Source organism: Microbulbifer maximicatervae (SeqCode) (assembly GCF_052467955.1).
In genome coordinates this window covers 1956221-1981111 of sequence record NZ_CP174329.1, presented here as the reverse complement: position 1 = coordinate 1981111, position 24891 = coordinate 1956221, and the positions used below count along the sequence as shown (strand labels likewise).

Here is a 24891-nt window from a genome sequence, read left to right as displayed (position 1 = left end):
GCCGTCAATTTCATTCAATTTCAGCGGCATACTCATCAATAAACATACCACGCGCGATCGAGCCACAAGGTATACTCCCCGCCCATGAATTCCCCACAACATATTCTCGAACACGTTTTTGGCTATACCGATTTCCGCGATCCTCAAAAAGCAGTTATCGACACACTGGTAGCCGGCAATGATGCCCTGGTATTAATGCCCACCGGCGGTGGTAAATCCCTGTGCTACCAGATTCCCGCCCTGGCGCGCCCCGGGTGTGGAGTTGTTATCTCCCCCCTGATTGCCCTGATGCAGGACCAGGTAGAAGCTCTTCAGGAAGCCGGCATCCGCGCCGCTTACTTGAATTCATCAGTGGCCTATGACGAAATCCAGGCAATCGAAAGCCAGCTATTACACGGTGAGCTGGATCTCCTCTATCTAGCTCCGGAGCGGTTGCTACAGCCACGAACCCTGTCATTACTGCAACGGGTAGAACTGTCGCTGTTTGCCATTGATGAAGCCCACTGTGTTTCCCAATGGGGGCACGACTTTCGAGCCGACTATCTGCAACTCAACTGCCTGCACGAACAATTCCCCCGGGTACCCCGTATTGCCCTGACAGCAACAGCAGACAAGCGCACCCGTGCAGAAATTGCTCGCCGCTTGGACTTGGAAGAGGCCCGCCACTTTGTTAGCAGCTTCGACCGTCCCAATATCCAGTACCGCATTGAGCCCAAGGACAACCAGCGCCGCCAACTGCTGCAATTCTTACAGAATGGACACCAGGGCAACGCAGGGGTTATTTACTGTCTGTCCCGAGCCAAGGTGGAGAACACTGCGGAGTGGTTGAGCCAGCAGGGTTTCACTGCACTGCCTTATCACGCCGGGCTACCCGCCGAGACCCGCGCCGAGCACCAGCGCCGCTTCCTGCGTGAAGAGGGTGTCATTGTTGTCGCCACCATTGCATTTGGTATGGGGATTGATAAGCCGGATGTGCGTTTCGTTGTTCACCTGGACCTGCCCAAGAGCATAGAAGCCTACTATCAGGAAACGGGCCGTGCGGGCCGCGATGGTGGGGCCTCAGTTGCTTTACTCCTCTACGGTCTCGAGGATGTGGTAAAGATCGGCCAGATGGTGGAGTCCTCAGAGGGCAGCGAAGAGCACAAGCGCCAGGAACGCAGCCGCCTGAATGCCATGCTCGGGCTGTGTGAAATCACCAGCTGCCGCCGCCAGGCCCTACTGGACTATTTTGCGGAACCCCTGGACGAACCCTGCGGCAACTGTGACACCTGTCTGGAGCCGCCTGCCACCTGGGATGCCAGTGAGGCAGCGGTAAAACTACTCTCCTGTGTCTATCGCACCGGACAGCGCTTTGGCGCCAGCCACGTGATCGATGTGCTGCGCGGCTCCGAGAACGAGAAAGTCCGCAAATTCGAGCATGACCAGCTCTCCACTCATGGCATCGGCAAAGACCTGAGCGCAGCCGAATGGCGGGCAGTCGTGCGGCAGCTGATTGTTCGCGGCTACCTGGAGGTCGAGGGGGAATTCCAGGGGCTGAGGCTCACTGAAATTTGTCGCCCGCTGCTGCGCCGGGAGGAGACTCTTAACCTGCGCAAGCTTCCCCCAAAAGCGGCGCGCTCGCAGAGCCGTGACAGTCGCAGCCTGGATGATCTCAGCCCAGAAAACCAAGTGCTTTGGGAAGCCCTGCGCAACTGTCGCAAACAGTTGGCAGAAGAGCGCGGCGTGCCGCCTTATGTCGTCTTCCACGATGCGACCCTGCGCGGTATGGTACAAGCCCACCCACAAACACGCAGCGAGCTATTAGCGGTCTCCGGCGTTGGAGACAGTAAGCTCGAACGCTTCGGCGATGCATTTTTGGCAGTTCTCAGGGATTTTCCCAAACACGAATGACTCCGAACAGTCGGGAGCTTTTCCCCAAAACACAGAGCTGTGTTACAAAGGGGCAAAGCAGTAGAACAATAATTGATAAACCCGACTGAGAGAGAACTATGAAAGTAATCGGCCACCTGATTAATGGCAACATGGTTAATGACACCGGTGCCGCAGGTAACTCCGAACTCCAAGAGGTCACCAACCCCTCCACCAACGAAGTGATCGCCCAGGTTTCGCTAGCCTCTAAAGCGACGGTTGAAGAGGCCATTAGCGCAGCTGAAGCGGCCTTCCCCGCTTGGCGAAACCTTCCGACGTCCAAGCGAGTACGGATTATGTACCGCCTGCGAGACCTGCTGCAGGAGAACGCCGCAAAGGTCTGTGAGCTGATTACCCTGGAACACGGCAAAGTCCTCGACGATGCGATGGGGGAATTACAGCGGGGCATAGAGAATATCGAATACGTTTGCTCTACTCCGGAAATGCTAAAGGGCGAACACAGTAAAAATGTCGGGCCGGCAATAGACTCTTGGAGCGAATTCCAACCGCTGGGTGTTTGCGCCGGCATAACCCCCTTTAACTTCCCCGCGATGGTTCCTCTGTGGATGTGGCCCATGGCAATTGCCTGCGGCAATACTTTTGTACTGAAACCCTCCGAACGCACCCCCTCCTCTGCACTGTTTATCGCGGAGCTGGGTATAGAAGCCGGCATCCCTACAGGGGTGCTGAATGTGGTTAACGGTGGTAAAGAGGCTGTCGATACACTCCTCACTGATAAACGTATCCAAGCGGTGAGCTTTGTGGGATCGACTCCGATCGCAGAATATGTCTACACCACAGGCACCGCCCATGGAAAAAGAGTGCAAGCGTTTGGTGGTGCCAAGAACCATGCGATCATCATGCCCGATGCCGACCTGGACAACGCTGCCGCTGCTCTAATGGGCGCAGCCTATGGTTCCTGTGGTGAACGCTGTATGGCCATCTCTGTCGCTGTAGCGGTAGGTAATGAAACCGCCGATGCCCTTGTTGAGAAGCTCAAAGTACAAATTGCTGATCTGAAAATCGGCGATGGTATGGACAGCCAAAGCGATATGGGGCCACTGGTAACCCGGCAACACTTACAAAAAGTGGAGAGTTATATTACCGCTGGTATCGAAGAGGGTGCCGAGTTGGCTGTAGATGGGCGCAACCAAACCGTTTCCGGTTTTGAAAATGGTAATTACCTGGGCGCCTGTCTGTTCGATCGAGTCACTCCGGAAATGTCGATTCATAGTGGGGAGATATTTGGCCCGGTACTCTGTGTGATGCGTGTCGAAACCATGCAGGAAGCCATGGATATTATCGATGCTCATGAATACGGTAACGGCACCTGTCTATTTACTCGCGACGGTGAGGCCGCACGCTATTTCAGCGACAATATTAAAGTTGGAATGGTTGGTATCAACGTACCTCTGCCGGTACCGGTAGCACACCACAGTTTTGGTGGCTGGAAGCGTTCACTGTTTGGCGACCTCCACGCCTACGGCCCCGATTCAGTGCGTTTTTACACCAAGCGCAAAACCATTACCCAGCGCTGGCCTGCCAGTGGTGTAAGGGAAGGTATTCAGTTCAGTTTTCCCTCAAATCAGTAATTACTGAAACAAATCATTATAAGAAGGCCCATAACTAAGCGGGCCTTCTTCCTATCTCCAGATATAAACTGCTAGCAGGCATGAACCTTCAGGACCCCAACCTTTACGTTCCTGAAACACTCCCCTGCCCCGATTTTCACACTTAGCACTAAAACCTTATATTTACCTCACTAATTGGCTCACCAAAAAACAAATAGGTTCTTATTTTTTATTGCACCTCATTTACTTTAGATTGACAGGGTGAGATATTTATTTAGCAATAATTGGAACAACCATTATGAAAACCAAAGGTCTCGCTATTGCCCTTATTGCTGTACTGACTGCTACCCATCAGGCAGCAGCACAACAGGATGCATCATTTAAGAAATGTAAAAAGTGGCAACAAAAAATTGAACACTTCCGCGAAGAAAGAAAAGATGGCGGATCGGGAGAGCAGATGGAGAAATGGAAGGACAAGATAAAAAAATTGAGAGAGAAATTTAAAGAATACAACTGCGATCAATATAAGCGCCACTTGTAATCAAGAATTGGCAACTGCAGCACTCAAGAAAAATTAAGCGCCTTCCCCTGAATATCAGATGAGCGTTAAATAAAAAAGGACGCCGAAGCGTCCTTTTTTGGCTGCATATCTGATTACCAGTGGAAATCAAACTTGTAGCCTACACCAATATTGAATGACCAGGGGTCAAAGAGGTAATCACCACCAAATCTGTGGCGATAGAACTCATTGTCATCATTGGTATCGAACCAGAAGGCATCCACCTCAATATCGGTATCTACATCATAGTAAATAGCGGCAAGGTTAATCAGCCAGCTACTATCATGACCGAAATTAAAATCGACACCAATCTGCCAAGTGTATCCCCAGTTGTCACCCAGGTTTACACGACCATCCCAGGGCCGGAAAACTTCAACATCATCATCGAAATCCCACCAACCCCAATGTCTCAGGCGCTCATCGGTAAAGTCGGTATAGTTAATACCTACTCCCATATAAGGCTGAACCATGCAGCTGGGATCTAAAGGATAATAATTCAGATAAGCAGCCGTGATTTGAGGCTTCCATCTAGCGAAGTCGCGACGGCGGTGGAACTCATCAAAGTCCGGGTTAAAACGACGTAACCAGGGTCTGTTATCTCCTCCTGTGTGGCGGTCACCCTCGGTGTAACTCAGGGATACACTCATATGGTCGGTAGCCCGCCACTCTACATTGATAAACCAGCCCCACTCATCACTGGGATCAATGTTAGAGCGGAATGCACCCCAATCGTCAATAAAGTCATCTGGCCCTTCGAGCCATCTGTCAGCAAAAGTGGCATTGTCCGAATTAGGCGAGATATAGGCCCCACCAATTCGAACCTTAAACTCCTGGGTCTTTGGTGGGGGGGGGGCATAGCCAGCCGGTCCTGCCGAAGCGACACTAGAGATTGCTAAGGCGAGGGGCGTCATAACGGGGATCAGAATACGCGTCATCTTCATTTGTGGTAACTCCATTGATATTCAGCAGATCAAACAGCAATCAGCCCAATCAATGGTCAGTCTAGTCGCACGAAGTAACAGGTGTAGAAAAAACAAACAAATGTTGGCGTGTAAAAAAGTATTTATTGTTTTCTGGCACTTAAACCGCTTTTTGGCGTTTAATTTTCCCGAACAAAGTATGATTTTTAAAATGGATAGGCGCCTCTTGGAATTCTAGCGACCACCAGAGCAAGAGAGATATGAAGAGATCTAAATTAATAAACAGAAAATAGACGCCATTTCACCACTGATTCTTACAACCAGCAAAAACTTATGAGGGCTTTCGTGACGCAAAAAGAAACTGAAATTTTTGAATGACTGTTTACATGAAAAACGCGACAGGCCCCAGAACTGGAACCTGTCTGAGTTGTTTTAAATAAAGCGCTGAATTACGACTTTTTTCCACCACCCTGGCATTCAGGACTCTGGGGGGCCTGTCCCTCCCACTCTTCCGGGCTGTAAGTGTGCAGAGCCAGAGCATGTATTGGGCCAGCCATTTCTTCAGACAAAGCCGCATAGACTTTTTGATGGCGCTGCACTTTCCTTGCCGAATTAAACGCCTCACTCACCAAAACGACCCGAAAGTGCATTTCAGAGCCAACAGGCACATTGTGCATATGACTTTCGCATTGCACTTCAATATGCTGAGGGGAAAATTCCGCAGTCAGTTTATGTTTAATTGTCTCAGCAAGACTCATCTATCAACTCCTTTATTTGCGATACAGCAAGGCTACTTTCCAGAACCTAGCTGACAACCTTAGCCTGTTGCTTTCTCGCCTCCACAATCGCTTCATAGGCAACAGTAATACTTTTCATCTGATCATCAGCATGACGCATAAACTCTTCAGGCAACCCCTTGGAAGCAATTTTATCGGGATGGTACTCTGCTGCTTTTCGGCGATAAGCTAATTTAAGCTCTTTATCGCTAGTCTCCGGGGTACAACCCAGCACTGCGTAATGCTGCTCCAGATTTGCAGCCGTACTCCTACCCCCGTGCAAAAACTCATTTTGCATTGCCGCAAATAAAGATTCATGCAACCCAAGATCAACAGTGATGCGTTTTAAAATTTCTTCTTCTGCGCTGTGTAATTCACCATCGGCATAAGCAACAGCAAATAATAGGCGATACACCATTTCCCGCATTGCTTGATCGCGAACCAGCTGGCGATACTGTTTTGCGTAATCGTAAATGCTGTACTTATCAGTCTTGGCATTTTCAAAAATACGGATTGCATGCTTGCGCTCCTCAGTGCCCAGACGGAGGTTATTTCTAATAAAGCCCTCTATAAACTCCACTTCAGCTTTGGAAACCAGGCCATCTGCCTTAGCCATTTTTGCCAGCATCGAAAATAGAGTCACGATGAAGATTGTCTGGGCTCCATCCCTGCTCAGGGCCGAAGCAGCCTTCCCGAGGCGTTGCTGCAAACTGGAACCAAATGAACTGCCGATCCAGGCTCCCAATGCCGCACCAATTGGGCCGCCAAACATAAAACCAAAGCCTGCACCTAACCCCGCCCCTAACCAGGACATACACTCTCCTAGACGCTAAAAGTCGCGCCCGCTATATAAGAATCAAACAAGTAAAACGCGCCTATCATACCACGTACTACGGCGCCTTAATCCCCAAATATGAATCTCTGGTCACAACCCAATAGAACTGAACCCGCCAGGTCTATCTTTTGACGCGGCAATCAATCTCGAAACTATCACTAGTCCTCAGGCCCAATTATGTTTGAGAGTGAAAATCGAACTTAAAGGCAAGCCGAATGAAAATGCGGCCAGACACAGCTCTCTTTCGCCCCCTATTGGCTTTGTGTGCCATAGCACTCCTCACGTTAACCGGTTGCGATCAACATCGAGGTGCATCCCAGCAAGAGGAGGCCAGCAGCACTCCAGGGCACCAGGAATGGGAAACTATCGTAGAGGTCCTTCTGCACCCCCGCTGCCTCAATTGCCACCAGTTGGAGATGCCACTTATAAATGAAGGGTCTCCCCATGTTCCTAGAGTGGAGCGCGGTCCAGATAATATGGGGGCAGGTACCATGCGTTGCAATAACTGCCATTCAAATAAAAACAATCCTGTTACCGGTGCGCCTGGAGCTCCAGGGTGGGTTATGGCACCCATTGAGTTGAACTGGTCACAAAAATCCTCAGCTCAAATCTGCAAACTGCTAACTACTCCCCAGGACAACGGCGGGCGAGCACCAACCAGTCAACTGGAGTTTGTCAGTACCAGCCCACTGGTATTGTGGGGCTGGCACCCCGGTGACAGCCGCCAGCCGGTAAGTATCCCCCACGATAAGTTCATTGAAGCAATGAAAGGTTGGATTGCAGCAGGTACACCCTGTCCACCGGAGAGGGCATCAAACTAATTATGTACTTGCTAAATCTAAAATTATGCGGTTTACAGTGTGATGAAAATTCTTGAAAAATATAATCTTAGTAATACAAGCACCGAAATAAATAACAGTCCGGTATCTAGGGAGCCTCTGAATAACTCCGTAATGCCTCTGCGGGTCTTGAAGGCTGCAGATGTTAGGCGCAGCTCGCCGCGAATGGCCGTAGCCCTTTGCAAGAGCTGCAACGCAGCAGCTGTGGCCTTCAAGGCCCGCCCTTCGGGGCTTGCAGAGCGATTCACACTCCGCGTTGCGACTTCTTGAAAGGTCTAGACATTCCTGCGAAGCCGCGCCTTGACTGTGAACCGCTCTGCATGCCAGAGGTATCACGGAGTTATTCAGAGGCTCCCTAGTTGAAGTTATTCTCGGAACCCTTTTATGGCCCACGATTTAACGCTAGACCATCTAAGAAACACCTACTCGCAAGGTATTACGACACCACGTGAACTCATTGGCAGTCTATTAAAGCAGGCACAGCAGCAAGCCAATTATAACGCCTGGATCACCCTATTAACGCGAGAAGAGCTAGAGCCCTATCTAGATTCATTGGACCGAATAAGGCCCAGCGATCTGCCTTTATACGGAGTGCCCTTTGCTATCAAGGATAATATTGATCTTGCTGGAGTACCTACAACAGCAGCCTGCCCAGACTTTAGCTATATCCCTAGCGAAAGCGCATTTGTTGTGAAGCTATTGATTGAAGCAGGAGCCGTGCCGCTCGGCAAAACCAATCTCGATCAATTCGCCACCGGCCTAGTAGGTGTTCGCTCCCCTTACGGAGAAGGTAAAAACTCTTTTAACCAGGAGTATATTTCTGGCGGGAGCAGTGCGGGATCAGCTATTGCCACAGCACTTGGGCAAGTCAGTTTTGCTTTGGGAACAGATACTGCTGGCTCTGGTCGGGTACCTGCGGCACTCAATAATTTAATAGGCCACAAACCCACTCGGGGACTGCTGAGCACTACAGGGGTTGTCCCCGCCTGTAAAAGTCTCGACTGCGTGTCAATATTCGCTCTAAATTGTCAAGATGCCGCCAAACTACTTGATATTACGACGAAGTTTGATTCAGCCGATATCTATAGCCGTACCACCCCATCTTCAAATAGGCTGCGGTACTTCCAGGAAAGCTTCCCTAACAATAAGATCAATTTTTCTTTTGGTATACCTGAGCAACTTGATTTTCAAGGGAATAAAGAAACCCAGGCACTCTTTAATCAATCTATCAAAAAATTAAAAGTGCTGGGCGGACAGGCTGTAACTGTAGACTTTAATCCTTTTATAGAAGCGGCAAAGCTACTATACGAAGGTCCCTGGGTAGCCGAGCGCTGGATTGCAACTCAAGGTGTAAAACCGAAATCCATGCTTGAGGTAATCCGGAAGGTTATTAACTCCGCGGAAACAAAAACTGCAGCTGATGCTTTCTTGGGACAATACCGCTTACAAGCACTAAAGAGAATTTGTGATAAAACACTGGAGAATGTCGATTTTATCATTATTCCCACTATACCGACTGCTTACACCCGCCAGCAAATAGCCGAGCAACCCATTCAAAGAAATTCTATTCTCGGAACCTACACAAATTTTATGAACTTATTAGACTATTCTGCGACCGCAGTGCCCGTTGGCTTTCTTAGCTCCGGAATTAGCTGGGGAGTCACTTTATTTAGCCAGAAACATTGCGATATGTCCCTGCTAAGTTTTTCTAATAGTTTACACCAGGCCTGTAATCTCCCATTGGCTGCTACAGGAGAACGCCCAGGAGAGACGTCCAACCAAGACAGCGGCTCTCGCCATTAGCTACACCGGACAAGCTGGTAAAAATTGTAGTCTGTGGTGCACATCTCAAAGAGTAACCTCTCAACTGGCAACTCACTGAGCGGGGAGAACAGTTATATCAGAAAACAACAACCAGTCACCAATACCGACTCTATGTTCTCCCCGAGGAGGTGCGCCCCGCTCTGGTTCGCGATGAATCAGGAAATGGGCAAGCCATCCAGGTGGAAATATGGCAGTTACCAAGCGAATATTTCGGCCGTTTAGTTGCTGCAATACCCTCTATGGAAGCTGGCTTAATTGGCTCCAATCCAAACACTAAGCCCACTCGGCGAATTTACTTAGCCAGGAGGCATTCGTTTTCCTTCCTACTACAAAAAGCTCTTCACTAGATTTTATATCGCCATCCTCCACCCTAACGATTACCCCACCTATTTCAGTTATCAGAGGCTCAGGCAGAAAAGCGAGCAGCCTATTATTTTTTACTAGCTGGCAAAGAACCCCATAATCATTTACAACGACCCGCACCTTGCGAGGATAATTAATTTCCGGCCAGCCATCGCTACCTATCCCCCGCTCTTCACCACAGAAGGGTGATATCCTCGGTGCGGCAAATGGATATTGCAAGATATCTGACAGTGAAGCCTTCACCTCAGCCCCCTGCTCCACTATCAAAGAGTGATTAGGCCCCGCAGCAATACACATTGATACTGAGCCAAGTGGCCGAACATCCATTGTGGATGACAACTGCCCAAAAACCGCTCCGGTTATCAGGGCCAGGTCTACCTCCCCCCTGGATAACATCTTCAATGCCAAGGCTTCATAGGCCGATGTGAATGACAACCGTCCTCCTGCTTCCTCACTAATAATTTTGCGGTGGATAAATGTGCCCCAAGCTAGTTGCAGCATAGTCGGAGCAGCAATTCGGCACTCCTGATTTCCCTCTAGCTCACCAACTTCAGAGCGAATTCTTCTGGCAATCGCCACCATCTCAACCGCCCGACTCTGCAGTCTGCGGCCTGCATCATTGATTTTCAGTTGCTTGCCAACTCGATCAAACAGGCGAGTACCCAGCTCTCCTTCCAGCCGCTTTAATGTTTTACTCAATCCGCCTGGGCTCGTATCCAACCTGTCTGCGGAGCGCTGAAGGTTCTCCGTCGCAGCAATCACTAGAAACTTCTCAAGTGCTTCTATTTCCATAGTGGAATCAAATGTATCTTTTTTTGAATCGATTATTCACTAGAGTACTCTTAGAATCCCCTGCATCCAAGGTCATAGCTACACAAAACCGATGAAAAATATTCTTCTATTTTTGGCGCTGACAATCAGCTCAAGCGTATGCTTCACACAATCTTCATTAGCACAAAGTGACAATTCGGTCGGAATTCATGGCATGGCCCTGTTTACCGTCGGCGGGCAAATTATTGCCACACACATGCCACTACATGGCGGAAAACACAGTCATCAAGTTATTTTGGAATTGGAGACTGATGACCAGGAGGAGGTGCAAAACCTCCTCAAGCGAAACGAGTTAGTTACATTGCTTCCAGAGGAGTTTTCTTTACGCGAACTACGAGAGGGAAACCTTAATGCCTTTAACGCCAAATTGTTTACAGGGCATTTTGAACGAGGAGGAAAACTTGCTCTGCAAGCTATTACTTTCCGGGTAACCTCTCGACTAATGGACAGCCCCCTTACCCAAACAGAAAATGGGCACTACCAATTAATATTTCTTGAAAATTCCACTTTGCTTGTGCATGAAATTGCATCCACCCCCAGCTTCGACCAAATACTACTGGTCAGCACCAACCATAATTTTTCCAGCGACATTTATAGCAGCAGTTTAAAACCACTTTCGAAAGATAGCTGGCCAAAAAGCCTAACTAAAGCTGGCATCCACTACAAGGAAGAACTGTATTTTGAAAGTCAGGATTTCCAGTAAATGATCAAACCAATACTGATTATCCAACATGAGGAGACTGAGGGCCCGGGGTATATTTATGACTGGGCTACAGAGAAGCGAATACCGCTTTCTATCATTAACCCCCAGAAGTCACCACTTCCTCAAAGCGGCTTTAGCGGAGTTATTATCCTTGGTGGGATGATGAACGTTTGTGAGCGCGTAAGGCTCCCCTGGCTTGCCAATGAGATTGCATGGGTAAAAAACTGCATTGAACTTCCGATCCCAATATTGGGCATCTGCCTTGGGGCACAGATTCTTGCACATGCATTGGAAGCAGAGATCCGCCAGCTTCCTCAAGAGGAAATAGGCTGGCTACCTATAAGGTCTACAACAGCACTGAATTTTAATTTAGAGAATGTGTTCCAGGCACATAATTATTTTTTTGAAATTCCGGAGGGGGCAAGCTGCTTGGCTGAATCTGATTTGTGCCCTCATCAGGCGTTTTTATTCAGCGAAAGAATAATGGGTTTGCAGTTTCACCTAGAGTGGTCCAGTGAAGATATTGCCCAACTATTTCCTGAATACTTTAAGACCTACGGTTCCTCAGAGAAACTCCATCAGCAAGGGCGTGACTTTTTAAATAAGATCCTAGACACTCACTTCTATAAACTAGGCAACCTTAGATAAGAAGCTTAAGTATGAACAAGTGGTGCAAAGCTGTACTCTCACCTAATAGTTATCGTCCTTACTTTGTAAGGGGTAGCCAGGGGCGCAAACTCATCCAAGAGTAGCCGCCCCATATTAAACTGGCTATTAGTTTCTACTCATCGGAGCATTCAATTCCACTCTCGAAGCAAAGGCCACCACGTTGGGAGCAAATTTCAAGTAATCTCCCCTTCGCTTCAATACGACTAAAACCCTTAGAGTGAATACCCCCAGCTTTTACATCTGACATATAGCAGGCCCACTTAGGGCGCTCCTCCACCGGAACTGGATGTGCCAATTCAGACTGAGCTTCAATACTCGCCTGCAACTCCAAAATCAAGCCCTGAAGCCGATGGACATTTTTTCGTAACTTAACCACTTCTTTTTCTAAGTCACGAACATTTTCAGCTCCAACACCCTGTTTGTGGTCAGAGTGTACTTCTTTACGGAGCTTAACCACCTCTTTCTTTAACTGGCGGACTTCTTCCGCAGTTTGATGATTATCATGTGCAAATGCACTAGTGGAGAAAAGAGCAAAGGCAATTAAGAATGGCAAACTACGCATTGGGGTTACTTCCTAATGAATTTTTATTCCAGTAAACATTTTGGGAGGAATATAGCGCAACTAACCTTAACTCAAAATGAATTCTATCGATGGAGATACTCTGTTGACCGGATAAACATACCTACTCCAGCTATGACTGCCTCTTCACATTATTTAAATCAGAAGGATCTGTTTTAACCAGCAAAAGCGGACAAAATGCATTTGTTTTAGGTCAACAAAAAAGGGCGAACACCGTTCGCCCTCTCTTCCAAAGCCATGGATTTTGGTTACCCGCCAGTAAGGCTCCGCACCATACTGATCATCACACCCGCAGCCACCGCAGAACCGATAACACCGGCTACGTTGGGCCCCATTGCGTGCATCAACAGGAAGTTGTGAGGATTGGATTCGAGTCCTACTTTGTTGGACACCCGCGCGGCCATAGGTACGGCAGAAACACCAGCAGAACCAATCAATGGGTTAATCTTGTGCTTGCTGAATACATTGATCAACTTAGCCATCAACACGCCAGCCGCAGTGCCGATCGCAAACGCCACAATACCCAAAGCCAAAATACCCAGGGTTTTAGGATCGAGGAATTTGTCTGCCGCCAATTTCGAACCAACGGAAAGTCCCAGGAAAATAGTGGTGATATTGATCAGCGCGTTCTGAGCGGTGTCCGACAATCGGGAAACGACTCCGCACTCACGCATCAAGTTACCAAAGCAGAACATACCCAACAGCGGTGCAGCAGCTGGCAGGAACAGGGCCACCAAAATCAGCAGCAACATCGGGAAGGCAATTTTTTCCCGCTTGCTCACATGGCGCAATTGCACCATTTCAATTTTGCGTTCCTGCTCAGTGGTCAGAGCTCGCATAATCGGCGGCTGAATCATAGGCACTAGCGCCATATACGAATAAGCTGCTACAGCAATAGCCCCCAACAGGTCCGGGGCCAATAGGCTGGAAACATAGATAGCTGTGGGACCATCTGCTCCACCGATAATACCGATCGCTGCGGCATCGGCGATTGAGAAGTCCATGATTCCCGCTACCGAGAGACCCACAGCACCGAGCACCGTGGCAAAGATCCCAAACTGGGCCGCTGCACCGAGGAACAAGGTGCGCGGATTGGCTAGTAGTGGACCAAAGTCAGTCATAGCCCCTACGCCCATAAAAATCACCAACGGCGCAATGCCGGAAGCAATAGCTACGGAATAGAAGTTATACAGCATACCGTTATTGAAACCGGCATCCCGGGCAAACTCAGCTGCTTGTACCTGCACGGCTGCCGGCGCACTGGCCAGAGCTTCCTTTAGCGCGGGTAAAGCTGAAGTACTATCAAGGCCCAGAATCTGGGCCATTTGCGCCAACACAGCTCCATCTCCCTGGGTAAGGGCTGTCTCCGCGGCTGAGAGTGCCAAATCGGCACCGGGAATATTGGCCAGGATTCCGCCGAAACCGATAGGTACCAAAAGCAGGGGCTCAAAGTTTTTGCGAATGGCCAAAAACAGCAGGCCCAGGCCCACCAAAATCATAATGAACTGGCCCGATGCCATCTGCGCGACACCGGAGGAATGCCAAAGAGTAATCAGATTATCCACGTGTGACTCCTACCTTTGGCTATGCAATGGACAGCAGGGCATCACCCACCGCCACTGAATCGCCTTCTTTTACTGCCACACTGGCGACGTTACCGGCACGAGGGGCACTCACCACAGTTTCCATCTTCATCGCTTCCAGTACTAACACCGCCTGGCCTTCGCTCACCTGATCCCCAGGCTTCACCATTACTTTGAAGATATTTCCAGCGAGAGGCGCATTAACCGGCTCACCTCCTGTAGCAGGCACGGAAGGTGCACTAGCTGCAGATGCTGGAGCACCACCGGACACAGGGGCAATATTGGTTAAGTCACCACCATCGGCCACAGTGACGGTGTAGCTCTGTCCCTCTACAGTCACGGTGTAAACTTCTTCACCTTTGTCGTTCTTGACTGCAGCACCTTCATTACCGGTAGGTACTGGCTCGAAAGCTTCTGGATTACCACGGTTTTTCAGGAACTTCAGGCCAATCTGCGGGAAGAGTGCATAGGTAAGCACATCGTCGATCTCCCCCTCACCATCGGTCAAGGCTACACCCTGTTCACCGGTTTTCTCTTGAAGCTCCAGAGTCAATTTGTCCAACTCCGGTGCCAACAGGTCCGCCGGACGGCAGGTAACCGGATTAGCGCCATCAAGCACCCGGACTTGCAGCTCCTGGTTAACTTCAGCAGGCGTCGCACCGTACTCACCTTTCAAGACTCCGGCAGTCTCTTTAGAGATCGATTTGTAACGCTCTCCAGTCAGGACATTGAGCACCGCCTGGGTACCCACAATCTGGGAGGTGGGGGTAACCAGCGGGATAAAGCCCAGGTCTTCACGCACCCGCGGGATTTCCTCTAGCACATCATCCAAGCGATCCCCGGCGCCCTGTTCGCGCAGCTGGCTCTCCATATTGGTGAGCATGCCACCCGGCACCTGGGCCACCAGGATGCGGGAGTCCACGCCTTTCAAGGAGCCCTCAAACTTCGCGTATTTCTTGCGAACGTTACGGAAGTAAGCCGCAATTTCTTCCAGCAGATTAATATCCAGCCCGGTGTCCCGCTCAGTGCCTTCCAAAATCGCCACCAACGCTTCGGTTGGGCTGTGACCATAGGTCATGGACATAGAGCTGATCGCGGTGTCCACGTTGTCGATACCCGCCTCGATACACTTGAGAGCGGTAGCAGTAGATAAACCGGTAGTAGCGTGGCACTGCATATGGATGGGGATGTCCACGGCGGCCTTCAAACGTTTCACCAGCTCGTAGCCCTCATAGGGGCGAAGCAGACCGGCCATGTCCTTGATCGCGATGGAATCCGCTCCCATATCCTCGATCTGGCGCCCCAGGTCCACCCACAAGTCCATGGTGTGTACTGGGCTCACGGTATAGGAGATGGTGCCCTGAGCGTGCTTCTCTTGTTTCTTCACCGCAGCCAGTGCGGTTTTCAGGTTGCGCATATCGTTCATCGCGTCGAACACGCGGAACACGTCTACCCCATTGACTGCAGCACGCTCTACAAACTTCTCAACCACGTCATCCGCATAGTGGCGGTAGCCGAGAATATTCTGTCCCCTGAACAGCATCTGTTGGGGCGTGTTCGGCATAGCTTTCTTCAGTTCGCGAATACGCTCCCAGGGATCTTCTCCGAGATAGCGAATGCAGGAGTCGAAAGTAGCACCCCCCCAGGACTCCAGAGACCAGAAGCCAACTTTATCGAGCTTCTCAGCTATCGGCAGCATATCGTCCAGTCGCAGTCGGGTAGCGAACAGTGACTGGTGGGCATCGCGCAGGACTACATCGGTAATCCCCAATGGCTTTTTAACCTCAGTCATGGGTTATCTCTCTCGGCAGAAATTATTGGAAATTGTTTGGAAGCGATTGGTGGTTAGCGTCTTTTGCGATGCTGTTCGATCGCCGCTTTAATCACCGCATGTAAATGGGCCTTATCATTCCCAGCGGTTGGGGAAGGCGCGTCGGATACGGGCTCCGCTTCGGGGAAATAGCGGGAGATGACTCTCGACATAATACCGGTACCGATCACCAGCAATAGCAGAAAAGTAAAAACAATTCCCATACCAAACAGGGTGATATCTAGCCCCTGTTGCAAAAGTGTTTCTTGCACTGTTTATTCCCCCTGGCACCAGGCAATAAAACCAGCCATTCCGGACGGTTTCATCTGTCCCCGTAACACTATGAATTTACGTACCTATTTATTCAGGACAGCTGAAACACCCCAATTGATATTTTGTGCATATGTAAAATCTTCGCTCACAATTAAACAAATTTATGTCGTACAACCAATAAACTTGCCCGGGAAAATCTCACTTAGCCCAGCCGTCCCAAATTTCTGCACATCGGAATCTTATTCCCTAGACCGGTAATTTCAACCGCCGCTGCACCTGGACCTCCCCCAAAAAGAGCGGGCACACAGGAAAAAATTCGTTAGTTCCAAAATGCTGATATTTTTCTATTATCAATACAAGTTGCTTTTAAAATCAAACACTTATTGGTTTCAGGGGCAACGGAGGGGTCTAAATTGCCACGCCCAATTTTGGTGCAAAACATCAATAGGCTGAGTTTATTTCTCCTACTTTTATATACTGAAGAATGATCGTTTTTGCGCCATTACAATAACTTGCTGATAGAATATGCGCCTTTAGATTTATGATTTACCTCTCAACTGACTTATGACCGACAAGACACCTATCCCAGAACCTACGATTTACCAGGCACCAATGGAAGGGGTAATCGACCATCACGTACGTGCCCTGCTCTCCGCCATTGGAGGGGTCGATATCTGTGTTACAGAGTTTGTTCGTGTCACTAATACTCGCTTGCCTCGCAGAGTATTCACCCGCTTGTGCCCAGAGGTCGACAAAGGTGCAAAGACCCCAAGCGGGATTCCAGTACGGTTACAGCTGTTAGGCGGCAACCCCAATGCAATGGCAATTAATGCAGTAAAAGCAGTTGAGTTCGGTGCTACAGCAATTGATCTCAATTTCGGCTGCCCTGCAAAATCAGTGAATAACAGCGACGGTGGCGCCTGCCTATTGCAAAGCCCTCACAGAGTGGAAGCTATTGTAGGAGCGGTTCGCCGCGCTGTCCCGGAAAACATCCCTGTCACCGCAAAAATCCGACTGGGCTTTAATGATCGCTCTAGCTATATGGATAACGCCCAGGCCGCAGCAGCTGGCGGCGCAAATGAACTGGCAGTACACGCTCGCTCCAAAGTCGATGGCTATAAACCCCCAGCCTACTGGGAATACATCGGTGAAATTCGTCAAAAACTCGAAATCCAAGTCATTGCCAACGGGGATATCTGGACACTTGAGGAATTTCAACGCTGCCGTGAAGTAACCGGATGCGAAGCATTTATGTTTGGTCGCAGCCTGCTAGCCAGGCCAGATTTGGGCAAGCAGATAAAAGCCTACTGCTCAGGTGAGAGCTATACAGCAATGGGCTGGCAAGAGATTATTGAAATTCTTTGGGGTTACTATCAAACCACCCGAGAAGTTTACCCTTCCAAGTATCTGGGCAATCGTATTAAACAATGGCTCGCTTACTTGAAATTGGCTTTTCCTAAAGCCCAATTGTTCTTTGATAAAATAAAACGTCTCAGGGAGGCAGAAGAGCTTGATAGAGCTTTTTCCGAAGAGCGGAAAATTCAAATAGCATCAATTGAGGCAGCCTAATTTTCCGCACCTCTGCCAGTATCGGAATTGATACTGGCAGAGGCAGTTACCCGCTCAGATCCACTCTCACAGATCCATTTTTGACTGCCGACTCAAGTAAGCCGGATTGTAAAATTTTTCCGCTAACTGATGCGCAGTGCTACTTTCGTAGTGAACTCTGGTTTCAGTGGTAGCTTTGATGCTATCAACCAAAACCATCTCCTGCACAAATAGCTCTTCATCCTTTATCCCCGATACAAAATGCGCAACCTTAGCCAACTTTCCAGATTTCAAGTAAAGCTCCGCTTGGATTGGGAAGAGACTCTCACTATCAAGCCACAATGTTATCTTTTGATAGCTGGCTCCTTTGGTTTTTGCCTCCAGCTGAAGTTTGTGGGTCAATTTATCCTTTAGAATTTCACTTGCCTCGAACTGCCCACGATAGTCCTGGCTCCAGGTCAAAGTGGCGATATCACCAATTGAAGCCTCCCCCAGCAATCTTTGCATCGGTGTAATGCGGATAGGGCGGCGGCTGCGGGGCATCAATAGCCAGTAGTTATCCTGCAGCATCAGCATTTTTTGCCCCTCTTCACCAACACCTTTAAATACCACCAATGATTTTCTCTCAGGGCGAGTATAAACATGGTAGCGATCTTCGCTTTCTAACTCTCCCTGTTTAAAAACCTGGATGTTGGTGACAACTTTTGAAGATGACTCTCCAAGACGATAGGAATCGGCTTTAGTCAACATGCTTTCTACCTGTACAGCGGAAAAATGACTTTCCTTCTCCTCAGTCCCAGCTAAAACAAAGGGAGAGAACATCAGCAAAAAACCAATCGCCAAGCTAACTCTGCCTAATCTTAATTTATACATGGACCAATGCCTCAGTAATCGGTTTATTGACACCTTTCCGCGCCGCAAGGAAGGATGAAAAAACACATATCGCAGCTATTGCAATCGAAATCATCCAAGCCAAGTTAATAGAGAAATAAACAGTCAAAGGATACCCCGTTGTTTTTCCCGGAGGTGGTGGCATAGTAATATCAAACATCATCAACCCAGCGCTTATCAGACCAGCCAAAATAACACCTGCTAAAGACCCCACTACAGCAAGTACTAAAGCCTCCAATATAAACCCTGTTATCAATTCCACTTTGGATGCACCCAATGCGGACAGGGTACCTATTTCCCGTGTTCTCTCTGTTACCGACATTGCCAGCGTATTGAAAAGCGAGACAAAGATAACCAACGCCATAATGATCCCCATCAACCCAAAAATTCGGTCATAAAGATTCTTTACTCCCTGATAGAAAAAGGCACGATCCTCCCAAGTGGTAATTTCCAGCTCTGGAACTAACTCACGCAGTTTTTCTTGTAAACTCGCTGTCTTATCAAGGTTGTAGCCATAGATTGCCATGGTTGAGACCCGCTCACTATCTAACAGGAACTGCGCAGCCTGAACCGAAATATATACTTGACGCTTATCCATATCCGGAACACCCGTCCCGAAAACTCCCCTAACCTTAAAATCCATTGCATTGAGAGCCCCATGAACGGTAGAGGACATTAAAGTAATATAATCCCCAGGGCTTACATTAAGATTTCTTGCGAGATCCTTACCCAGCATAATCTCAGGATCACTGATATCTTCACGGTTTGATAAAATACTGCCCTCAGTGACATTTAGAAAAGGCCCCTTAACCCGAAATTCACTTGGCAATATCCCCTGACCTAAAAAAATAGTAGATTTATCACCATTGGAAATTAACCCTTGCAGATAAACTCTAGGCTGCACAGCCTTCACATTTTCCCCAACCAACAAGTCCCTACGTAATTCATTGGCATTATCTAAACCCAGCTGAAGAGGAAAGTCCTCATCAGAAGAGAAATATCCCGGCTGTGTTAGCACCAAATGCCCCTCACTACGCGCCGCGTTCTCTTTAAGGGATTGATACGTAAATAGGCCAAAACCTCCGGAGGTCATCAAGGCCGTCACCACAATGGAAATTATTGCAACGGCAAGAAAGCTTCTGCGGCGATTGCGCAATAAATTTAAAACCGCGACTTTTAAGCGACGCATAAAGCACTCTCCTGCAGAATTACACCATCTTTCAGTTCAACAACTCTATCGCAATGACGAGTCATTCGATCATCATGACTGGCAACAATAAAAGCTGTTTTTTGCTCCATTCCTAAACTTTTCATTAACTCAATAATTTGTTGTGCGGTAACACTATCCAAGCTGGCCGTAGGTTCATCGGCAATTACCAGTTTGGGCTGGTGCACCAGTGCTCGAGCGATTGCTACTCTCTGCTGTTGTCCACCTGAAAGTCGATCTGGCCTGTAGTTAGAAAACTGGGACAGCCCGACATGATCCAACATGCCCATTACACGCCGTCTTACTTCACCTTCTTTCATTCCATTTAAAAGAAGTGGAAAGGCTACATTCTCAAAGGCTGTCATTACCGGAACCAAATTAAACTTTTGGAATACAAAACCCAACTGGGTACGACGGATCTTCATTGACTGCCGATGGCTTTTTCTCAGCACCTCGCCGGCAAAGCAGACTTCTCCGCTGTAATCATGATCCAGTAGCCCGCAAATATTTAACAAGGTACTTTTACCAGACCCCGATGGTCCGCACAGAGCTACCATAGTGCCTGCTCGAATATCCAGATTCACATCTTTTAGCGCCCGAAGTTGAACCTCACCGGAAGTGTAAGTCTTTTCAATATGAGTGAGCTGTAACATAGATTCACTACCTGTTCGTACTATTAGTCAGAGTTTTTAACATCACCACATGGATTTGATATGCCATGACTCTCAGCCTTTGCTCCCCATAAATTCACTAACTCCTTGTCACCCTCAAGCTCTGCAGCCTGCAATGCGCCACAGTAAATCCAGTGAGTAGCGTCTGGCGGCATATATCCCATGCGTGGATCACCCATCAACTCATGATAAAGTTCAAACCCACGGTCAAAAGAATTAAAGAACTTTGGCACCTTAGTAAAAGTTGTTGCAGCAATTCCTTTGAGCAGCAAGTCTTGAGGCATCCCCTGAGAGGAACGACCAGGATTTTCCATTTCTTCAATTATGGTGAGCGCCTTATCCATACGGGCAATTCCATTCTCTGCATAACTAACCTTTCTCCAGGGCAACCAGCTTTCTTTTGCCATTAGAGTCTCACTAGCCCCCAGGTAAAAAAGTACAATAGGATCAGAAGGGTTATCTTTCTGTAATGTCTTAAAAGCCTCATAGGAGTCCTCTATCGCCGCCCCACCCTGCGCTGCCGCTTTTTGGTACAAACCTTCCATTTGTGCGTCCTGGGCAGCAAGGGATGAAACGCTCACCCCAAGATTTAAAGCCATTATTACAAGTAACCTTTTCATTACACTTCTCCTTGCTTCTGAATTTCTGATAGATTACCTAGCATCCAAGTATCATTCAGGACAGTGCGATGAACTGTCTTTGGGGAGGATAAGAGGCAAAAAATTATGCTGAATGGCTGTAGGAAGCCTCTGAATAACTCCGTGATACCTCTGGCATGCAGAGCGGTTCACAATCAAGGCGCGGCTTCGCAGGAATGTCTAGACCTTTCAAGAAGTCGCAACGCGGAGTGTGAATCGCTATGCAAGCCCCTAAGGGCGGGCCTTGAAGGCCACAGCTGCTGCGTTGCAGCTCTTGCAAAGGGCTACGGCCATTCACGGCGAGCTGCGCCTAACATCTGCAGCCTTCAAGACCCGCAGAGGCATTACGGAGTTATTCAGAGGCTCCCTAGAGGGTGGATAGGTGGAAAATTACTGCACGCGAAGAGATGCAATCGTTAAGGCGTCTAAATTTAGGAGAGTGTACCAGTTAGTAAAGACTGCGGAATCGCCAAAATATTGAAGACTTGCTAACTAAATTGATACTAATAAGATTAGTGCGATGTACATAGAGTGGATACAGATCAAAAGAGCAGCTCCCTTGATCTGTATAAAATATCTAATAAAATTTACAAAGACTAATCCACCATTGCAATATGGGTGATCATTTCACCGACAGACTGTCCCAAATTATTTGTAGCTATAGTACGAACAATAAAAACATCGTTTTCAACATCTAAGAGTTCTACTTTTATATCTACATCTTGTCCTGCCAGCGCTAAATTATCCGCACACAAATCCGCAGAGGTAACTATAAAACGAGCACTATCTTCACCTGTCAACCGCCTCAAAAATATACAACACGACTTAATAAGGCTCTGCGAGGCAATAGCAACGGGCAACGCTTTCACCCTATCAAAATGCCCCATGCACATTTCTGGAGTAACTCTACCGATACTTGCCATCAGGGACATTAGATCAATATTATGTACATTAATATCAATACTTTTGGAGTAAGGATTAATATCGCTAACAACAGGAGTAATAGCATGGATACTATCACTATATATCTTATGGAAAGATCGCTCCCGCATTACATGATATTTCACGTTAAGTCGTGCCGCCACTTCACCAGCAGGGTCTAACAATTCAGCCTCAGCAACCAACTCTCTCTTATTGGTAAATACGGCTTTGGTTCGGGCCAGAAGGTGATCAGGGCGCATATCAGAAACAAAGCTATCATAAGTTTTCAAATCAGCTTTGCGCGCCAAGTAGTAATGCTTGGATCTCACTGGATTGGCCAAAGCGCCAAAACAAGAGCCCAAAATTGCCAAGTGTCGACCAATCTCCGCGACATCCATTAAACTACTTTCATATGTGCTTTGACATTGCACAGGCACTTAAGCAACAAGCCAGCCGTCAGCATCAAAATGTAAAGCCTCTAGTGCAAAGTAGGGAGATTTCACCTCAATTAGATCCTCAACTCCTTCTACGGAAGAAGAGTCCAACTTAAAACTATCCAACATAATTATTCCATTAATTATCGGAGAAAATTCACACACAGGTACTCACAGCAGAATACCTGCCATTACAAGAGGAAAATAGATTACGCACTTTCTGGAAGAAGGCAGCATATATACCTTCACAGCCATTTAAGAAAATGACCTAAAATAGAAAAACCATAAAGAAAAATCTTAGCCTATTTACCAAGCCAAAAGAGCAGAAAATAGACCTTCAGATAGAATCTCAAGCACTAGGCATAAACAAACGCAAATCCACCAAAATAGCTAATCTACAATTAAAAAAACACTACACCCCTCAAGTCGCGGGCAATTATGCCAATCAAACCCCTAAAGTAAATTACCGACAATTACAAAAAGCAACCCCCTCAGCTCGCACAAGATTACTAGTCAATTCATTTAGCAATAGCATGTAAACATATAAACAAGCGTCCAAATTCAAACCCAAACAGCAACCACCCCAAAGTCTTAGCAATTGAAATCCGATTAAGTTTGAAGCTCGGCTTTAATAGTAATTCAATAAAGCCTATATCATCTTTAACGCTATAGTCTCTTATCGCAATCCCACCTTATCACCCTCCCTTTAATCAGCGGCAGTTGGAGCATTTAGATTAAAGATCTCTCGGTACCAAACCAATCTGAATGTCCCGCCATCAAAAATAAGGGCGGTAAAGTTACTAAACCTTAGGTAGCAGATATGAATCTCTGACATACATATCAATTTAATTGGAGGGATCAATTTACCCCCCCTAAGTTAAGATAATTATAAATTGTTAATTGCTACATTGTTTTAAACAACGAAGCAGCCCTGCGACTCACCGTATATTGACGCCCGTCATCCATCACCACAGATACACCGCCAGTTATTCCACGGCATACTTTTTGAATGCGCTTCACACAGACAATTGTAGAACGGTGGATTTGCCAAAATAAATCTGGCTCCAACTGAGCTAACAACTCCTTTAGTGGGGTTCTGATAATATGCTCACCCTGACTGGAGTAAACCGTCGTATATTTGTCCTCTGCCACAAATGCCGAAACCTCATCGCAGGCAATCAGATGAATATCTTCGCCCTTGCTTGCCTTAATCCAACGAAGGTACTCAGGTCTACTTAAGGAAAGCTGCCTCAGTAACGCCTCAATATCAGGTCCTGACTTTAGGTTACCCTCTTCCCGGTCTCTCAGGCGCTGCCGAATACGATCACAAGCTTTTTCCAATCGCTTGTCATCAATAGGTTTTAGCAGATAGTCGGCTGCCTCATGCTCAAAAGCACTTACAGCATACTCATCATAGGCCGTGATAAAAACAATAATAGGATTTGTTTGTAATTTGCCAAGAGCCTCAGCAACAGCCAAACCATCCATTCCAGGCATACGAATATCGAGAAAAACCACATCAGGCTCCTCTCGCTGGCACAGAGCTAACGCTTCGTTACCATCACAGGCTTTACCAATAACCTCAAGCTCAGGAAAAATATCGGCAAGCATTTGGTCGAGATGGTGACGCAATAAAGGCTCATCATCTGCAATTATGGCACGCATGGAAACTCCAAACGGGCAGTTACTCCGCCCTGATTATTACTTTGAATCAGTAGCTTACCACGCTCTTGGTAAAGGGTAGAAAGTCGCTCCCTAATATTGCTTAGCGCAATCCCATTGTGTTTGCTGGAGCTAAGTTTATTAGCTCCAGCAGTGAGTCCCACACCATTATCTTCCACCTCAATAACCCATTGGCCTTCCTTCTGTTTCACCCGCAACCGGACCAGTCCACCTTTGGCTGCAGGCTCAATGCCATGAAAAATTGCATTTTCCACTAAGGGTTGCACAAGTAACGGGGGAACAAATGTCTCTAAACTCACATCCCCTGATAAATCAACTTCATACTCTAACCTTTCCCCCAGGCGTATCTTTTGAATCTCTAAATAGCATTTCAAACTGCTAAGCTCAACCTTTAAAGATACCTGATCGGAACGGGATTTTTTCAAGCTAATTCGCAAGAGATCACTAAAGTTATCCAGTAGGTCTTCTGCCTTTTGAGGGTCGTGACGAATTAGCATTTTTAGATTGGCCAGAGTATTGAAAAGAAAATGAGGCTCTATCTGGCTTTGCAGCACTTTTAGCTGGCTTTGAGCAAGAGTCTTTTGTTGTTCAAGCTTTAACAATTCAGCTTCCTGACGTTCCCTCTCAAGCTGGTGAGATTGCTCCCGGTTAAGATGAACTTGATAGAGAAAAATGGAAAGAAGAATGGCAATAATTAAAAAATCAAGTGCCCGAAATTCCCCAAAACCCGATACCCACCACCAAGCATGTAGAGTTCCCAGTACAGTTGCCGCTAAACTCACTACCGCATACTTTACTTTTGAGGGCCAAGTGGGCTTGAAAAACTCGACTACCTGCCTCGTGGATGTCGCTAT

Annotated in this window: 24 protein-coding genes and 1 pseudogene; 9 read left to right on the top strand and 16 right to left on the bottom strand. The window is 47.7% G+C overall.

Annotated features, from left to right (window positions below):
* Window positions 1-84: 84 nt before the first annotated feature.
* The 3 genes from recQ to ACJJI5_RS08400 all read left to right on the top strand — a co-directional run bounded on the left by recQ (window position 85) and on the right by ACJJI5_RS08400 (window position 4020).
* Window positions 85-1890 (top strand): DNA helicase RecQ, encoded by a 1806-nt coding sequence (gene recQ / locus ACJJI5_RS08410; protein WP_445356008.1) that lies wholly within the window; start codon window positions 85-87, stop codon window positions 1888-1890.
* A gap of 98 nt (window positions 1891-1988) precedes the next feature.
* Window positions 1989-3500, top strand: a complete 1512-nt coding sequence (locus tag ACJJI5_RS08405) for a CoA-acylating methylmalonate-semialdehyde dehydrogenase (protein ID WP_445356007.1) — start codon at window positions 1989-1991, stop codon at window positions 3498-3500.
* 277 nt (window positions 3501-3777) lie between these two features.
* Entirely contained in the window at window positions 3778-4020 is a 243-nt protein-coding gene (locus tag ACJJI5_RS08400; RefSeq protein ID WP_444905858.1) for a hypothetical protein, read from the top strand.
* A gap of 113 nt (window positions 4021-4133) precedes the next feature.
* On the opposite strand, the gene ACJJI5_RS08395 is transcribed toward ACJJI5_RS08400, so the two are convergent.
* The 3 genes from ACJJI5_RS08395 to djlA form a co-directional block, all read right to left on the bottom strand.
* Window positions 4134-4979, bottom strand: coding sequence for an OmpW/AlkL family protein (locus ACJJI5_RS08395; protein ID WP_413665047.1), 846 nt, complete (start codon window positions 4977-4979; stop codon window positions 4134-4136).
* Between the two features lie 428 nt (window positions 4980-5407).
* Window positions 5408-5716 (bottom strand): BolA family protein, encoded by a 309-nt coding sequence (locus ACJJI5_RS08390; RefSeq protein ID WP_444905860.1) that lies wholly within the window; start codon window positions 5714-5716, stop codon window positions 5408-5410.
* Window positions 5717-5762: 46 nt separating this feature from the next.
* Window positions 5763-6548 (bottom strand): co-chaperone DjlA, encoded by a 786-nt coding sequence (gene djlA / locus ACJJI5_RS08385; RefSeq protein ID WP_444916609.1) that lies wholly within the window; start codon window positions 6546-6548, stop codon window positions 5763-5765.
* A gap of 236 nt (window positions 6549-6784) precedes the next feature.
* Between djlA and ACJJI5_RS08380 the strand changes: the two genes are divergently transcribed.
* From ACJJI5_RS08380 to ACJJI5_RS08370, 3 genes and pseudogenes are all read left to right on the top strand, one after another.
* Entirely contained in the window at window positions 6785-7390 is a 606-nt protein-coding gene (locus tag ACJJI5_RS08380; RefSeq protein WP_445356006.1) for a hypothetical protein, read from the top strand.
* A 402-nt stretch (window positions 7391-7792) separates the two neighbouring features.
* Window positions 7793-9211, top strand: coding sequence for an allophanate hydrolase (atzF, locus tag ACJJI5_RS08375; RefSeq protein ID WP_444942231.1), 1419 nt, complete (start codon window positions 7793-7795; stop codon window positions 9209-9211).
* A gap of 116 nt (window positions 9212-9327) precedes the next feature.
* Window positions 9328-9579: pseudogene (locus tag ACJJI5_RS08370) on the top strand (allophanate hydrolase-related protein); the annotation flags it as partial.
* On the opposite strand, the gene ACJJI5_RS08365 reads toward ACJJI5_RS08370, so the two are convergent.
* Window positions 9506-10387, bottom strand: coding sequence for a LysR family transcriptional regulator (locus ACJJI5_RS08365; RefSeq protein WP_445356005.1), 882 nt, complete (start codon window positions 10385-10387; stop codon window positions 9506-9508). The pseudogene ACJJI5_RS08370 and the gene ACJJI5_RS08365 overlap by 74 nt on opposite strands.
* 193 nt (window positions 10388-10580) lie before the next feature.
* Here ACJJI5_RS08365 and ACJJI5_RS08360 point away from each other — a divergent pair, with 193 nt between their 5' ends.
* Window positions 10581-11129 (top strand): hypothetical protein, encoded by a 549-nt coding sequence (locus ACJJI5_RS08360; protein WP_445356004.1) that lies wholly within the window; start codon window positions 10581-10583, stop codon window positions 11127-11129.
* Entirely contained in the window at window positions 11130-11777 is a 648-nt protein-coding gene (locus tag ACJJI5_RS08355; RefSeq protein WP_445356003.1) for a type 1 glutamine amidotransferase, read from the top strand.
* Window positions 11778-11910: 133 nt separating this feature from the next.
* Here ACJJI5_RS08355 and ACJJI5_RS08350 read toward each other — a convergent pair whose 3' ends face one another.
* The 4 genes from ACJJI5_RS08350 to ACJJI5_RS08335 form a co-directional block, all read right to left on the bottom strand.
* Complete coding sequence (locus tag ACJJI5_RS08350; protein WP_444912572.1) at window positions 11911-12360, bottom strand: hypothetical protein; 450 nt, start codon at window positions 12358-12360, stop codon at window positions 11911-11913.
* A gap of 266 nt (window positions 12361-12626) precedes the next feature.
* On the bottom strand, window positions 12627-13943 hold the full coding sequence (locus tag ACJJI5_RS08345; protein WP_282933579.1) for a sodium ion-translocating decarboxylase subunit beta: 1317 nt from the start codon (window positions 13941-13943) through the stop codon (window positions 12627-12629).
* Window positions 13944-13962: 19 nt separating this feature from the next.
* Window positions 13963-15753 carry a sodium-extruding oxaloacetate decarboxylase subunit alpha gene (gene oadA / locus ACJJI5_RS08340; RefSeq protein ID WP_445356002.1) on the bottom strand — a complete coding sequence of 597 codons (1791 nt, stop codon included), beginning with the start codon at window positions 15751-15753 and terminating at the stop codon, window positions 13963-13965.
* Window positions 15754-15806: 53 nt separating this feature from the next.
* A complete protein-coding gene (locus ACJJI5_RS08335; protein WP_445356001.1) occupies window positions 15807-16043 on the bottom strand; it encodes an OadG family protein in 237 nt (78 codons plus the stop codon).
* Window positions 16044-16608: 565 nt separating this feature from the next.
* On the opposite strand from ACJJI5_RS08335, the gene ACJJI5_RS08330 reads away from it, so the two are divergent.
* Window positions 16609-17613, top strand: coding sequence for a tRNA dihydrouridine synthase (locus ACJJI5_RS08330; RefSeq protein ID WP_445356000.1), 1005 nt, complete (start codon window positions 16609-16611; stop codon window positions 17611-17613).
* Window positions 17614-17679: 66 nt separating this feature from the next.
* On the opposite strand, the gene ACJJI5_RS08325 is transcribed toward ACJJI5_RS08330, so the two are convergent.
* The 8 genes from ACJJI5_RS08325 to ACJJI5_RS08290 form a co-directional block, all read right to left on the bottom strand.
* Window positions 17680-18465, bottom strand: a complete 786-nt coding sequence (locus ACJJI5_RS08325; protein WP_445355999.1) for an outer membrane lipoprotein-sorting protein — start codon at window positions 18463-18465, stop codon at window positions 17680-17682.
* The gene (locus tag ACJJI5_RS08320) at window positions 18458-19672 is read right to left on the bottom strand and encodes an ABC transporter permease (protein ID WP_445355998.1); all 1215 of its coding nucleotides are present in this window, start codon (window positions 19670-19672) and stop codon (window positions 18458-18460) included. Before ACJJI5_RS08320 ends, ACJJI5_RS08325 begins: the two co-directional genes overlap by 8 nt.
* The gene (locus tag ACJJI5_RS08315; RefSeq protein ID WP_445355997.1) at window positions 19660-20343 is read right to left on the bottom strand and encodes an ABC transporter ATP-binding protein; all 684 of its coding nucleotides are present in this window, start codon (window positions 20341-20343) and stop codon (window positions 19660-19662) included. Before ACJJI5_RS08315 ends, ACJJI5_RS08320 begins: the two co-directional genes overlap by 13 nt.
* A gap of 23 nt (window positions 20344-20366) precedes the next feature.
* The gene (locus tag ACJJI5_RS08310) at window positions 20367-20981 is read right to left on the bottom strand and encodes a hypothetical protein (RefSeq protein ID WP_445355996.1); all 615 of its coding nucleotides are present in this window, start codon (window positions 20979-20981) and stop codon (window positions 20367-20369) included.
* 614 nt (window positions 20982-21595) lie between these two features.
* Entirely contained in the window at window positions 21596-22318 is a 723-nt protein-coding gene (locus ACJJI5_RS08305) for a hypothetical protein (protein ID WP_445355995.1), read from the bottom strand.
* A 39-nt stretch (window positions 22319-22357) separates the two neighbouring features.
* Window positions 22358-22483, bottom strand: a complete 126-nt coding sequence (locus tag ACJJI5_RS08300; protein WP_445355994.1) for a hypothetical protein — start codon at window positions 22481-22483, stop codon at window positions 22358-22360.
* 774 nt (window positions 22484-23257) lie between these two features.
* Entirely contained in the window at window positions 23258-24019 is a 762-nt protein-coding gene (locus tag ACJJI5_RS08295) for a LytR/AlgR family response regulator transcription factor (protein WP_445355993.1), read from the bottom strand.
* Entirely contained in the window at window positions 24007-24819 is an 813-nt protein-coding gene (locus ACJJI5_RS08290; RefSeq protein WP_445355992.1) for a sensor histidine kinase, read from the bottom strand. The genes ACJJI5_RS08295 and ACJJI5_RS08290 overlap by 13 nt, the downstream gene beginning before the upstream one ends.
* Window positions 24820-24891: the final 72 nt, after the last annotated feature.

Coding starts and splice junctions, on each gene's coding strand:
- ACJJI5_RS08325 (WP_445355999.1), bottom strand. CDS start 18,465: ATGTATAAATTAAGATTAGGCAGAGTTAGCTTGGCGATTGGTTTTTTG.
- ACJJI5_RS08300 (WP_445355994.1), bottom strand. CDS start 22,483: ATGTTGGATAGTTTTAAGTTGGACTCTTCTTCCGTAGAAGGAGTTGAG.
- ACJJI5_RS08320 (WP_445355998.1), bottom strand. CDS start 19,672: ATGCGTCGCTTAAAAGTCGCGGTTTTAAATTTATTGCGCAATCGCCGC.
- djlA (WP_444916609.1), bottom strand. CDS start 6,548: ATGTCCTGGTTAGGGGCGGGGTTAGGTGCAGGCTTTGGTTTTATGTTT.
- ACJJI5_RS08355 (WP_445356003.1), top strand. CDS start 11,130: ATGATCAAACCAATACTGATTATCCAACATGAGGAGACTGAGGGCCCG.
- ACJJI5_RS08350 (WP_444912572.1), bottom strand. CDS start 12,360: ATGCGTAGTTTGCCATTCTTAATTGCCTTTGCTCTTTTCTCCACTAGT.
- ACJJI5_RS08305 (WP_445355995.1), bottom strand. CDS start 22,318: ATGGATGTCGCGGAGATTGGTCGACACTTGGCAATTTTGGGCTCTTGT.
- ACJJI5_RS08405 (WP_445356007.1), top strand. CDS start 1,989: ATGAAAGTAATCGGCCACCTGATTAATGGCAACATGGTTAATGACACC.
- ACJJI5_RS08330 (WP_445356000.1), top strand. CDS start 16,609: ATGACCGACAAGACACCTATCCCAGAACCTACGATTTACCAGGCACCA.
- ACJJI5_RS08400 (WP_444905858.1), top strand. CDS start 3,778: ATGAAAACCAAAGGTCTCGCTATTGCCCTTATTGCTGTACTGACTGCT.
- ACJJI5_RS08315 (WP_445355997.1), bottom strand. CDS start 20,343: ATGTTACAGCTCACTCATATTGAAAAGACTTACACTTCCGGTGAGGTT.
- ACJJI5_RS08360 (WP_445356004.1), top strand. CDS start 10,581: ATGGCCCTGTTTACCGTCGGCGGGCAAATTATTGCCACACACATGCCA.
- ACJJI5_RS08380 (WP_445356006.1), top strand. CDS start 6,785: ATGAAAATGCGGCCAGACACAGCTCTCTTTCGCCCCCTATTGGCTTTG.
- recQ (WP_445356008.1), top strand. CDS start 85: ATGAATTCCCCACAACATATTCTCGAACACGTTTTTGGCTATACCGAT.
- atzF (WP_444942231.1), top strand. CDS start 7,793: ATGGCCCACGATTTAACGCTAGACCATCTAAGAAACACCTACTCGCAA.
- ACJJI5_RS08390 (WP_444905860.1), bottom strand. CDS start 5,716: ATGAGTCTTGCTGAGACAATTAAACATAAACTGACTGCGGAATTTTCC.
- oadA (WP_445356002.1), bottom strand. CDS start 15,753: ATGACTGAGGTTAAAAAGCCATTGGGGATTACCGATGTAGTCCTGCGC.
- ACJJI5_RS08295 (WP_445355993.1), bottom strand. CDS start 24,019: ATGCGTGCCATAATTGCAGATGATGAGCCTTTATTGCGTCACCATCTC.
- ACJJI5_RS08310 (WP_445355996.1), bottom strand. CDS start 20,981: ATGAAAAGGTTACTTGTAATAATGGCTTTAAATCTTGGGGTGAGCGTT.
- ACJJI5_RS08395 (WP_413665047.1), bottom strand. CDS start 4,979: ATGAAGATGACGCGTATTCTGATCCCCGTTATGACGCCCCTCGCCTTA.
- ACJJI5_RS08365 (WP_445356005.1), bottom strand. CDS start 10,387: ATGGAAATAGAAGCACTTGAGAAGTTTCTAGTGATTGCTGCGACGGAG.